Genomic DNA, 12,782 nt, shown 5'->3' with positions numbered 1-12,782 from the left:
AGCGAATAGTGATTGCGTATACAGATATTGATCAGGAATATCGGCATATTCATTTTTTCCAGCGCGCAGAATCAGGGTCGGGCAGTTATTAGCAAGTTGTCAAGTCTGTTAATTAATTAACTCCCAACCTTATTCATCCATTTTACCAGGTGTCAATCAGGCACCTTGCAAATGACACCGATCAAAAGCAGGTAGGGGACAAACAGGAAAACATCATTAATTTATTATTAATAAACAGACTTGACACTTATTCATATCCAGAGACACTTGAAGAAGTAAAAGAATTTGTTATCAAGTACAGTGAATATGCATATGAGTAGTCGTAAATGCATATAATAATACGGCTCAGTAAAATACCAGCAAGCTGGTATCAGACGTCCTGTGGTGCGCCGTTGCCCACGAACGTTAGCCATATATAAATTTTTTCAGAAGGTGAATGCAAAAGTGAAGGAAATATCAGGAATAAATCATATTGGTGTACGAGTAGCAAGCCTTGAAAAGGCGAGGGCCTTTTACGAGAATCTTGGCTTTGAGTTCATTATCGGCCCAATTGGACCAGAACCGGTAGCAGTCATGGAACACCCGTCCGGAGTAAATATAAACTTTATTCTGAATGCAGCACCTGAAAATACAAAAAATCTGCTGATGGATATTCCTGAAAAGCACCCGGGCTATACTCATATAGCGCTAGACGTAAGTGATATTAAAGCAGTGCAGGCTAAACTCGGCAATTTAGGTATTGAAATCACAGAAGGTCCGATTACTTTACCCGATGGGGCAGTCATGCTGTTTATTCGTGACCAGGATAGAAATGTTATTGAATTTCATCAAAATCCAAAGTAAAAAATGATGAACAAGTTCGGTCAAGTCGGACTGCCTCCGCAACGCTCGTTTGTGGCAATGCCACAAGCCTCCCGCTGCTGCAGCATGCCACTAACCGGCAACTTAGAAGGTGCGTAAGGTGTCAAGTCTATTTATTAATTCACTCCTATCCTTATTCACCCATTCTACCAAGTGTCAATCGGGGATCTTGCATATGACACCGATCAAGAGCAGGTAGGACACAAACAAGAAAACATCATAGATTTGTTATTAATAAACAGACTTGACACTTGTTCTAAGTTTTTTCCGTGCTTAAACTGTAGTGCTTGTACCTTATTTTCTCTCGTACCTGGACAAGCATTTTTTTCCGGGCGGCGTTGTCGTGTTTGCTTGCATAATATGTCCTGTTCATTCTAAATTTTTGTTAAATTACATGATGATGATAAATATTTACCATATTTATACGACATTGCCTGGAAGTTTATTAGACAAGATGTCGTATATATTGAGTTAGCTGCTTAGGAGAACACATGGATCTACCAACAGTATTGTCTTCGGGTGTCGTTGCTGGATTAGTAGCAGGCCTTGTAACTTTGCGTACGACAGAGCGAAAAATTGCAATCGAAAATATCACGCAACAACGGCAGCAGTGGAGGGATAAAGTTCGTGATCTAGCCCAACGAATTAAACTCTCATACCGAAACGATAAAACTGAGGAATTACACAGCCAATATGTTGAGATGCAACTACTACTTAATCCTGAAGATAGCGATGATAAGTCAATCCTCGACACGATTTGGAAGATGATTGAAAAATCGACATCCGAAGATCTACATATTGAGCTTGGAGAAAAATTATCGCTTCTTTTAAAACATGATTGGGAACGTGCTAAGACAGAAGCAAAACCAGCCTGGTATTGGCTCAGCGAAACAGAAAGAACCAGCTATGAAAATTTCAAGTCAAAGCGCATCAGCAGCTAACAAGCGCATGCAGTCGGACTTTTTTGCCGGCTGCGCCGTCAAAAAAGCCGCTGATGCGTGGCGTTAGATCCTGCACATCTATGGACTATGCATGAACTCGGATAGCAAAAACCTGACCCGCGACGGTCTTATCCAGAGAACGTTAGACGGAAAGGACAGGGCAATTGCGGCGTATGACGGAATTCTGTGGAAAATTAGAACAGGCTATGCCACCGTTCTATACGGCATGTTCACACTCGTGGTGAGCCTCGGCGACAAGACGAATTGGCCGCTATCTCTCACAGAAGCACAATTAGTGGCGCTTACGTTGATCACCGGTTTCAGCGTTTGCGCAGGTGCTTTGGATTTCTTCTTCCTGCGCAGCAAATTGCGAGTAATTCAATCCAAGGAGGAGCTCATTGATCTTGCACTATCGTTGGCATCCGGGCAGCAACTGGAGGCGTGGAAAGGAACCGCATTAAACGTTCTTCTTCACAATTCTGGAGAGGGTTTGGCACCAGTCGACTGGAAAGCACGGTCTTCGGTTTGGCCAGTCGCTCTACTGTACCTTGGCACCTGGGGACCATTATGCATCGCAGTTCTTTTGATGGGTGGCCTAATTCGCGCGTGAAACGGATTGCCCAACAGCATCGCTGTTGGGTACCGTCGTCACTTGCCGGAATGATTTTTTTGTTTGTTAATGACCGGCCTGTCTGTGTCTGTCAGTGGCAAGTACCGTATAAAGTGAAGGAACGACAAAAAGGGTAAATACCGTACCAATAGCCAGGCCCACGCCAAGAGTGAAGCTGATGGCAAAGCGACTCTCGGCACCCGGGCCGCTGGCAGCGACCAGCAGGGGGATCAGGCCGAACAGGGTCGCCAGTGTGGTCATGAGAATCGAACGCAGTCGTAGTGAAGCAGCTTTTTCCATCGCTTTGCGCCGGTTAAGCGATTCCTTCAGCTGTAAATCATTGGCAAACTCCACGAGCAAAATGCCATGCCGTATGATTGAACCTATGAGTGCCAGTAGACCGATTTGCGTATAGATGTTGACGCTTACGACGCCAAATGCAAAAAAGATCAGGGCGCCGGCCAGAGACATCGGCACACTGACCAGCATGACGGCGGGATCACGAAAGCTGTTGTACTGGGCCGAGAGAGTCAGATACATAAACATTACGGCCAGTGCAAAAGAAAACAGCAGTGCCGAGCCTTCGGTAACGTACTGCCGCGATTCCCCAGCCCAGTCGGTCACATAGCTGCCGGGCAGAAGCGTATCAGCCTGTTGCTGGAGATATTCAACAGCTTGCCCCAGGGTAATGCCGGGCGCGGGAACGGCCGACAGCGTAGCAGAGTTAAGCTGATTGAAACGTAACAGCTGACGTGGCTCAACCTGCTGGGTCAGCGTTGCGATAGCTGAAAGCGGAATCAGTTCCTTTTCATCGTTGGCAATGTAATAGTCCAGCAACTGCTCTGCCTGAAGTCGATACTGCCGTTCCACTTGCGGTACGACACGGTAGCTGCGTCCGTCAAAGCTGAAAAAATTGACATAGTTGTTCGACAGCATGGTTGCAAGGTCATCGCCGAGATGGCGCATATCGATGCCGACAGCGGCAGCTTTATCGCGGTCAATGTCAATACGGTATTGCAGGCGGTCGAACTTTAAATCTGACTGAATGTAGGTAAACAGACCGCTTTGACGCGCCTGACGGGCGAGGGCCTCGGCGTTGGTGAAAACGGCTGTGGGGTCGTCAATGGAACTGATGATGAACTGCACCGACGTGCCGCCGGTTGAGCCTGGCAGCGACGGCAGCGAAATCACCACAGCCTGCAATCCCGGGTTTTGTGTGACCAGCTGTTGTATCTGCGGTTTAAGTTGCATCTGGGTTTGATCACGCTCACTCCAGTCCCTGAGCGAGAGACCGCCGAAGGCGCTGGCACTGCTGCCACTTTGCGGACCGATATTGTTCACCATAAAAACATGTTCGATGTCCTGAAACCGTCCTACATTTTGTGCCAGCAATGAAGTCCAGCGTTCGAGTTGATCGATGGACATATTCGGGTCACCTTGCGCTGCAATCATCAGAAACCCGTCATCCTCCACGGGGGCCAGTTCGCGTTCGGAGGCCGTGTACAAAAAATAGACGCTGATCAATATCAGTCCGCCGAACCCAAGCACCAGCCAGTGCCTGTCCAGAGTTTTGCTGAGTAGCGTATCGTAACTGTTTGCAATACTTTTGAAGGCAGTATCGACCCATTGAGTGCTTCGCCTGCGCTTCATATTATGCTGAAACAGTTTCGCACACATCATCGGTGACAATGTTAACGCAATCACGCCGGAAACCAGTGTTGCGCCCGCAGCCGTGTAGGCAAATTCGGTAAATAATGTGCCTGTCAGACCCCCCATCAGTCCGATAGGCGCGAAGACCGCGAGCACCACGATGTTCATCGCAATAATTGAACCCGAGAGTTCATTCGCTGTCTGCTTGGCGGCCTCATCTGGCGTTGCGCCGGCCTCGATATGCCGCATTGCATTTTCCGCTATGACGATACCGTCATCTACGACGGTTCCGATGGCAAGAATCAATGCCAGCAGAGTCAGCAAATTAATGCTGTAACCCAGCATTTGCATTATGAAAAAAGCACCAATAATCGCCAGCGGCATTGCAATACCGGGAACAAGTGCCGAACGCAGCGCGCCCAGAAAGAAAAAAATGACGGTAGTAACGATGAGCAGCGCCTCGATCAGCGCATGGATAACTTCGTTGATCGAGTCTTCAATGGCGACCGTACTGTCGTAGACGACTATGCCTTCCAGGCCTGCCGGCATTTGCGAATAAATATCGGGCAGCAGGGCTTTCACGCCTCCGACAGTATCAAGCAGATTTGCGGTTGGCGTAACGGATACACCGATAAAAACGACCGTGCGGTCGTTGAACATGACTGAACTTTCGTAGTTTTCCGCGCCGAGACTGACCTGAGCCACATCACTTAACCGGATGATTGCGCCGTCTTCTTCCCGTATCACCATGTCGCGAAAAGCATCGACCGATTCGAGATCAGTACTCGTCTCCAGAGAAATCGACAGCACCGATCCTTTGGTGTTTCCTATGGCGGCCAGATAATTGTTGTCGGCAAGCACGTCTCTTACTTCGGATGCAGAAATACCCAGCGCGGCCATTTTGCGCGAATCGAGCCAGATACGCATGGCGATTGACTGAGCGCCCAGTATGACAGCTTCCTGAACACCCTGTCGTGTTTCCAGGCGTGGACGAACTGCCCGTGTCAGGTAATCGCTGATCTGTGTCGCATCCAGTACATCGCTGTAAAAAGCCAGATACATGGCAGCCTGGTCGCTGCCGGTACTGACGGTGACAATCGAATTTTCCGCGCTTTGCGGCAGCTGGTTGCGAACCTGTTGTATTTTAGTCAGAATTTGAGCGACTGCATCGTTCGGGTCATAGTTTAATACCAGCTGCACGGTGATCACGCTTTGTCCCTGACTGCTGGCGCTTTTCAGATACTCGATGCCGTCCATCGTTGCAATGGCCTGCTCCAGTGGCGTGGTTATAAAGCCGCGAACAAGTTCCGCATCGGCCCCGATATATGGCGTGACCACCGTCAGCGTGGTCGTGACGGTTTCCGGATATTGACGTACATTTAACTGCATCATCGCCTGTATTCCCAGCAGTGCAATAACAAGGCTAATGACGCTCGCCTGTACCGGTTTATCGATAAACTGCTGCAGCAGGCTCATGGTTCTTTCGGCCTCGGTTTGGCTGTTTGCAACACATCGTCATCGGAGATAATGATTGAGGCGCCTTCGTCAATCTTGATTTGACCTGCAGTGACGATACGATCACCTGCCTGTACGCCTTTCAGGACTTCCACCATCAGCCCGCGCCTTTCTCCGGTTTTGATAAATCCCCGTTCGGCTATCAATGCTGGCGGATGCTCCGGTGCATGTGAATCCCGGGATTGATCCCGGCCTGCCTCAGGCGCTGTAGGTGTACCAGTGCCGGAGAGACCGCTCTGCTGCGCTGATTGGCGCACAAAAAAAACGGACTCTCCAAAAGCATTGAAGGTGACTGAACTCACCGGAATGACGATCACGGGTCGTTGCTTGCCAAGGTCAATCGTGACATCTGCAAACATACCGGGCTGCAAGAGTGCCTCGTCGTTGGCTAGCAGCGCCTGAACTGTGAAATTGCGCGTTTTCTCGGATATTTTGGGATTAATCGCACTGATTTTTCCTGTAAATATCTGCGCCGGGTAGGCTGCTACCTGTATTTCAATTGTTTGTTCCGGATAAACTTTTGCAAAGGTATGTTCCGGCAGGGCAAAGTTTACAAAAACTGGGGAAATTGACTGCAATGTCACGATTGACGTTCCCGGTGAAATCAATTCACCGGGGCTGATCTGGCGGATACCCAGCTTACCCGCAAAGGGGGCGCGAATGGTTTTTTTGTGGATGCGTGTACGCTGTTCTTCTACCTGCGCCTTGAAATTTTTTGTATCAGTTGTCGTTTGCTGCAGAGCAGCTTCTGATATGAAACCTCTGTCGACAAGCTGGCGCGCGCGGTGTTCATCGCTGCGTGCTTTCTCAAGCTGCGCCTCTAGCGACCGGAGTTCGGCGTACTCTGTGCTGGTATCGAGTTTAACAAGAAGATCGCCCGTTTCAACGTAAGCGCCGGCATTGAAATCAATTTTAGCCACTTTGCCGGCGACTTCAGTCGTTACGTCGATACCCTGTATGGCCTGAACAGTACCGACTGACGTCAGTTGAGAGCGCCAGAACTGCTGCTCGGCTGTTGCTGCGGTCACTACAACCGGTGGCGGTCCACGCCGGTAACCGGATTGTCCCTCACCGCTGGATTCAAAATAATCATAAAAAAGATATCCTGCCAGCACGAGAACAAACCCGCTGATGATCCAGGTGGCAGTGGTGTGCCTGTAAGACATAGAGTTCCCGGTTTTCCTGTTGTCGTGTTTAAGGGCTCAACGGAAAAACTATAGTGACGGTTATAGTTTTGCAGTTACGGTTCTGGCAAACGAGTTTACTCTGTCAATACGGTATTTTTCATCATCGAGCGCCTGTCAATGAATACTGCACTTGTTTTTCATGATAGCGCAATTGGCGATATTTTTAATCCTTTTGTTGGCTGCAAATGGTAGCGGGGTGATCGACCGTAATGATTCATTGTGTGCAAATCAGGCTGTGGCAGTATGAATCGGTCAATAAGATACAGACATCAATTAAAACAGCTTGTGCATCGTGAAACACTACGTGTTTGTACTTATATTCTCAGGCAAATGGATTTGCTAATCTATCAGGCATCACGCATAAACGAAATATCGCTGTTTGGGCGATACGAACGTTACGGCTTCATCCCCTATGAAGGAGTCTAAGTATTATGATCCTGTCACTGAATGATCCCTTGCTTCAAACAACCTTCGACCGGGCATCAAAGCGAACGCAACGTGTCGTACAGGCGGGCACTCAAAGTGTGACGATAACAACACCTTTCCCGTCGCCGCATGACTGGCGGGATGTCTGGATCTATTTTCTGATGCTGGACAGATTTAATCGCGACGACGGCCTGCAGCCGGTCAGCTTGCCGTATGACAAACCCTTTGGTCAGTTTCAGGGCGGCACCTTCAATGGTGTCAGAGCTCAGTTGCGTTATATCAAGGATCTGGGAGCCGGGGCAATCTGGCTCTCGCCGGTATTGAAAAATCGTCAGTCAGACCTGCATACTTTTCATGGTTACGGAATTCAGGATTTTCTGAGACCCGAACCGAGGTTCGCGTCGGTTCCGGGCAAGGAAGATGAAGAACTGCGCGCACTGGTCGACGAGGCGCATGCTTTGGGGCTGTATGTCATTTTTGACATCGTGCTGAACCATGCCGGCGATGTTTTTGCTTACAAGGACTTTGGTTCTTCCGCGCCTGGCGGAAGCGAGATGCGGCCGGTTGAATGGCGTGACGAGACCGGGCAGGCGCGGGCCGATTTTCCGGTCATCGAAAACATTCCTGATCAGCATCGTAACCCGGATGCGCTGGTCTGGCCGACGGAGTTGCAACAAAACAGATTCTTTCGCCGCAAAGGCAAGGGTGGAGAGGATGGTGGCGACTTTGAGTCATTGAAGGAGTTTGTGACGGATGTGCGTGATGGTCAGATCTTTCCCGTTCGAAATGCATTGATTCTCGCTTACCAGTATGCCATTGCACGCTATGATATTGATGGATTTCGTATAGACACCTTGAAATTTGTCGAGCGGGATTTCGCCCAGACCTTTGGCAACGCGATGCGGGAATACGGTTTGAGCATTGGCAAAAAGAATTTTTTTTCCTATGGCGAAGTGTTCGACGACGAAGCGCGTATTGCCGAGTTCATTGGCCGCAATACCCGTGACGGCAGCGATCTCGTTGGCGTCGACGCCGCATTGGATTTTCCGCTTTTTTTTCGGTTGCCATCATTTGTCAAGGGATTTGCGCCTCCAACGCAGATTATCGATGTTTATCGGCGCCGCAAAGAGCTGGGGCGCGACATTCTGACAAGCCACGGCGAAGCAGGGCGTTATTTTGTCACGTTTCTCGATAATCATGATATGAAAGAGCGGTTTCGCAGTGCGATTTCGGATGACCCGGACAAATTCGATCCGCAAGTCACACTCGGTATTGCCGTATTGTTCTGCCTGCAGGGCATACCATGTCTCTACTACGGTACCGAACAAGGGTTGCGTGGCCGTGGAAACAGCGATCAGTTCGTACGTGAAGCCTTGTGGGGAAAACCCAATGCATTTGATCCCGATCATCCGATCTTCAAAACCATAAATTGCCTTTCACGCATTCGTGATAGCCAGCCTGCTTTGCGATATGGTCGGCTCTATTTCAGGCCAATTTCAGGCGATAGCGTGCATTTTGGTGCATCGCCTTACGCGCCGGGCGTACTCGCGTTCTCACGAATTCTGAATAATCGTGAAGTCGTCGTTGTCGCAAATGCCAGTACAGAAATGGAATTTGCCGGTCATGTGCTGGTCGATTTTTTTATTAATGGTGACGGTGACCGGTTTCGTGTGCTCAACGATTCATGTGCTGCCGTTCCGGGGCCGGTAGAGACTCGGAACGGCCTTGAAATTTATGAGGTTGATGGCGGAATAGCCGCCGGTCCGGCAAAAATGATCAGCGTAAGGCTGCGGTCGATGGAAGTCCAGATTCTGACCAGATAGCACGACAAAATCAAATCAGTTCAATACGTTCCCGAGAACACACCAATGAGGACTCATTGTTTCGCTTGACGGAGGTCTAGGTCAGGCAGCTTTTCTATTGATACGGTTACGCATAAGGTTAATTACAAAATGAACCTGGTTTGGGCAGATTGGGTTATGACAGTTGCCGGAAATTGTAGATTGGTAATCGGTGCCTGTTTTGAAATGACAAAGGTGCAGAGAATGAATTGCGTTCTGGCTGGATGAAATTTTTAACTTACTTCTGAAACTGCCATTTCTATTCTACCTGGCGTTAATAATAAATAACCATTTGGTAAAAGTGGTTGTTCCTTTAACTGTGGCAGTGGTACTGATCAAAGTGTTAATGAAAGAAGTGCGGATTTGCAGACGGTATACGCAGTCGCTTGAAGAAGTGGCATTATTTATAGTGCAAAGCCATGGCGTACCCCTGGCGGCAGCTTCATAAGCTATTCGCAGCAACATGCTGTACCGATTGAAGCAACAACAGTGATTAAATACAAACACGTCCATACTGTTTCGACTTCCGGATTGCTATCCCAACGGTTCATCTGGACAGCCGTTAGAGCGAAAACCAGGGTTGCAGCTCTCATGCTTGTGCTGCTTTCATAGCAGCCTACTCGATTGTATGATGTGGTAAAAATGAAGTTTTTCGATTGCGTATGTGATTTGATTTCCAATGAGCCTTGTTGATGTTTCGGCACTTTTTATCATCATGATAACGCTCGCAGCCATTCCCAGCGCGAGCGTGGCCCTTGTCGTTACCCGTTCGGCTACGATGAATCTGGCTAACGGTGTTGCTGTTTTAATGGGTGTTGTGCTTGGTGATTTGATCTTTGTTTTACTGGCAATAGTGGGGTTAGCTACCCTGTCTGAAATGATGGGTGGATTTTTTCTGGTGGTCAAATTCATGACCGGCATTTACCTGATTGGGTTCGGTATAACCCTGATCAGAAGCAGAACAAAAAAACTAACCAGCGTATATTCCAGCACGGGCAGTGGAATTCCGGCCAGTTTTCTTGCGGGATTGTTTGTCACGCTTGGCGACGTTAAAGCAATAATCTTTTATGCCAGCCTGTTTCCGGCATTTGTCGATGTGTCTGCACTGACTTTGCCGGATATAATGATTATTCTCATTGTCACGGTTGTCACTGTCGGTGGAGTCAAACTGGTTTACGCTATCGGGGCTGCGAAAGCCATGCTTATGAGTAAAAAACTGGCTGTTGAAAATAAAATCAGACTTGTTCCCGGTGTTCTCATGGTTGGTGCGGGTACCTATTTGATCGCAAAAAACTGAAAGAACATATCACCGCATGCAAGGGTATTCTTTACAGATTATTTGGTGTTACAACATGAAAATTCGTATTTTACTGATTGTGTTGACCGTGCTGGCGATAACGGGGTGCAGTTCAAGGCAAATTTACAACTCTGTTCAATACAATCAAAGAAACGATTGTATGAAACTGCCGGGATCGCAATATGATGAATGTATGGACAGGGTAAATAAACCGTTTGATCGATATGAAAAAGAACGAAACGAAGCCTTAGGTAAATAGCGTTTTAATGCGCGACTTCAATTCATTCAGATTAAAAGTACTTTACAATTAATTCAGGTACAGTAACAAGGAGAAGGCTGTGCCGTGGGACACCCGGCAACTTATTTGCATAGCCACAACAGCACAATACCCCGTTCGCACACCGATTGGTCTGCCAGGAATTCTTGATTATTCTGTTGATTCTAAAACGCAAAAATAAATAAGGTATGTTATATTAGACTCAGGCACTACATAAGAGAGAGACCAGGAACATGATTGAACATACTCTTGATACCGTACACGCCATACTCTATGTGCGTCCTAAAACTTCTCTTGAAGAAAACGATTTTGAGCAGCTTGCAGAAACGGTTGATCCATACATTGAGAAAAATGGAAATCTTGCCGGCCTCATCATACAAAACCCGACATTTCCCGGATGGAAAAGTCTTGGTGCGATGGTACAGCATTTTAATTTTGTGCAGGATCATCACAAAAAAATCAAAAAAGTAGGCCTTGTAACCGACTCTTCAATCGGCGATGTCGCAGAGCATCTGGCGTCGCACTTTGTGTCGGCTGAAATTAAACATTTTCCTGCAAGCGAACTCGAGGCCGCGAAACAGTGGGTCATTAATAGCGATTGAGTCATCTGATGTGCCGATTCACCCATTGATATATCGGTCGTGTTCAAGCCTGGCGAAGGCAATCGCGGAACCTAACGGTAAACGTTTGCTGATGGATGCGATGGTTCCTTTTAATTGCTGCTTTTATTCAGGGCAGAATTTCTTGTCCGTCCCAGCCGAAACATTTGCCGCTGTTCTGCGCGGATAAATTCTCTATAACAGAAACCAGTTTTTCAACGGCAAAATCAGGGGTGAATAACTTTCCTTCTGGTACACGGCTTTGAAAAGGTTTTGATAAATTACTATCAACTGTTCCGGGGTGCAGTCCCACAATAATCGCATGTTTATAACGTCGTCCCATTTCAATCGCGGCGTTCTTGATAATCATGTTCAACGCGGCTTTAGAAGCGCGGTAAGCATACCATCCGCCAAGCTGGTTATCGGATATGCTTCCCACGCGCGCCGAAAGTGCTGCGAAAACAGATCGTTTATCTTTGTTCAGCAGAGGCAGGAAATACTTGGCAGCAAGCGCCGGAAAAATGGTGTTGGCGTTAAAAATCGCCCGGAATTTATCCGCTGACAAATCACGCAGGCATTTTTCAGGCTGAATATCCGCGCCACCGTATAAAATTCCTGTTGCCACAATCACCAAGTCAAATGGCATATTTTCATACGCGGATTTGGCGGCGCTTTCGATTGTCTGTTCATCGGAATAATCGATTATATGATGCTTGAAATTTTTAGGCCTGTCCGCGACAGCTTTTCTCGAAAATGTGTGGATTTCAGCTTGTGGGTATAACCGGGTCAGTAGTTTTACAAATGACGATCCTATGGCTCCGGAGCTGCCGATGATTGCTATTTTAGTGTACATTTTCCTTTCCAGTTTCTTTCAAAATTGTTTTAGATAAATCGCTGACGTTGAGAAAACGGCCTTTTATGTCCACCTGTATGTCATCATGATCATTATTGGCAATTTGCCTGCTCGCCGATAAATTGATACGCATACTGATTTTGTCTTTGGTCAGAATTTCTTGACCGTTGACTTCCATATTTTGCAAATGCATATCGAACAGTTTGACAGTGAGCATGCGGCTAAATTTCTACCCGGAGTAGGTGCCCGTTTTTAACGTTTCAGACACTTTGCTTTCTATATCAAGAAAACCGACATGGCCTTCCGGTATCGTAACCGCAAAAATGGTCTTGCCGACCGATCGGGGTAGCGATGCACTTTCAGCATCCAGTACTTTGACGAATTTCTTATATCATTATCTAACAATCCTTTCTGGCTTTCTGCAACAATGTAGTTTTGTGGCAAAAGCATTTCATGTCACTAAGTGTCAAATCTGTTTATTAAAAATAAATCTATAATGTTTTCTTTTTTGTGTGCTACCTGCTTTTGATCAGTGCCATATACAAAATGCCTGGTCTACACCAGGTAGAATGGAGGCATAAGGTTAAGAGTGAATTAATAAATAGATTTGACCACTTGAGACCACTTGATGAGCTATAGTCAAATCTGGTGTATGGAGAATCAAGCGGCCTGCTGCTTTTGATCCCCATTTTGTTTAACGCCGTCAACGAATTTTGCACCTTCAA

At 47.4% G+C, this 12,782-nt stretch carries 11 protein-coding genes; 7 read left to right on the top strand and 4 right to left on the bottom strand.

Annotated elements, in window-relative coordinates; all coding sequences use genetic code 11:
• Positions 1-444: 444 nt before the first annotated feature.
• The 3 genes from BMX44_RS07125 (at position 445) to BMX44_RS07115 (ending at position 2,412) form a co-directional block, all read left to right on the top strand.
• Positions 445-843 (top strand): VOC family protein, encoded by a 399-nt coding sequence (locus BMX44_RS07125; RefSeq protein ID WP_090630747.1) that lies wholly within the window; start codon positions 445-447, stop codon positions 841-843.
• A gap of 509 nt (positions 844-1,352) precedes the next feature.
• Positions 1,353-1,802 carry a hypothetical protein gene (locus BMX44_RS07120; protein ID WP_090630424.1) on the top strand — a complete coding sequence of 150 codons (450 nt, stop codon included), beginning with the start codon at positions 1,353-1,355 and terminating at the stop codon, positions 1,800-1,802.
• Between the two features lie 91 nt (positions 1,803-1,893).
• Positions 1,894-2,412 (top strand): hypothetical protein, encoded by a 519-nt coding sequence (locus BMX44_RS07115; RefSeq protein ID WP_090630422.1) that lies wholly within the window; start codon positions 1,894-1,896, stop codon positions 2,410-2,412.
• 66 nt (positions 2,413-2,478) lie between these two features.
• Here the strand turns inward: BMX44_RS07115 and BMX44_RS07110 are convergent, their stop codons facing one another.
• Together BMX44_RS07110 and BMX44_RS07105 are read right to left on the bottom strand one after the other, a co-directional pair.
• Entirely contained in the window at positions 2,479-5,538 is a 3,060-nt protein-coding gene (locus BMX44_RS07110; protein WP_090630419.1) for an efflux RND transporter permease subunit, read from the bottom strand.
• Positions 5,535-6,743: an efflux RND transporter periplasmic adaptor subunit gene (locus BMX44_RS07105; protein WP_090630417.1), complete on the bottom strand. Its 1,209-nt coding sequence runs from the start codon at positions 6,741-6,743 to the stop codon at positions 5,535-5,537. The genes BMX44_RS07110 and BMX44_RS07105 overlap by 4 nt, the downstream gene beginning before the upstream one ends.
• Positions 6,744-7,195: 452 nt before the next feature.
• Here BMX44_RS07105 and BMX44_RS07100 point away from each other — a divergent pair, with 452 nt between their 5' ends.
• The 4 genes from BMX44_RS07100 to BMX44_RS07085 all read left to right on the top strand — a co-directional run bounded on the left by BMX44_RS07100 (position 7,196) and on the right by BMX44_RS07085 (position 11,207).
• Positions 7,196-9,013, top strand: coding sequence for an alpha-amylase family glycosyl hydrolase (locus BMX44_RS07100; protein ID WP_090630414.1), 1,818 nt, complete (start codon positions 7,196-7,198; stop codon positions 9,011-9,013).
• A gap of 697 nt (positions 9,014-9,710) precedes the next feature.
• Positions 9,711-10,328 (top strand): LysE family translocator, encoded by a 618-nt coding sequence (locus tag BMX44_RS07095; protein WP_090630411.1) that lies wholly within the window; start codon positions 9,711-9,713, stop codon positions 10,326-10,328.
• A 55-nt stretch (positions 10,329-10,383) separates the two neighbouring features.
• Positions 10,384-10,587 carry a hypothetical protein gene (locus tag BMX44_RS07090; RefSeq protein WP_090630409.1) on the top strand — a complete coding sequence of 68 codons (204 nt, stop codon included), beginning with the start codon at positions 10,384-10,386 and terminating at the stop codon, positions 10,585-10,587.
• Between the two features lie 251 nt (positions 10,588-10,838).
• Entirely contained in the window at positions 10,839-11,207 is a 369-nt protein-coding gene (locus BMX44_RS07085; protein WP_090630406.1) for a SpoIIAA family protein, read from the top strand.
• A 127-nt stretch (positions 11,208-11,334) separates the two neighbouring features.
• Here BMX44_RS07085 and BMX44_RS07080 read toward each other — a convergent pair whose 3' ends face one another.
• Both BMX44_RS07080 and BMX44_RS07075 read right to left on the bottom strand, forming a co-directional pair.
• Positions 11,335-12,057, bottom strand: a complete 723-nt coding sequence (locus BMX44_RS07080; RefSeq protein ID WP_090630403.1) for an SDR family NAD(P)-dependent oxidoreductase — start codon at positions 12,055-12,057, stop codon at positions 11,335-11,337.
• Entirely contained in the window at positions 12,047-12,274 is a 228-nt protein-coding gene (locus BMX44_RS07075; RefSeq protein ID WP_090630400.1) for a hypothetical protein, read from the bottom strand. Before BMX44_RS07075 ends, BMX44_RS07080 begins: the two co-directional genes overlap by 11 nt.
• Positions 12,275-12,782: the final 508 nt, after the last annotated feature.

The sequence above is a fragment of the Nitrosomonas marina genome, assembly GCF_900110145.1.
In the GTDB taxonomy this organism is placed as follows: Bacteria; Pseudomonadota; Gammaproteobacteria; order Burkholderiales; family Nitrosomonadaceae; genus Nitrosomonas; species Nitrosomonas marina.
This window is presented reverse-complemented; position numbering and strand designations above follow the sequence as displayed.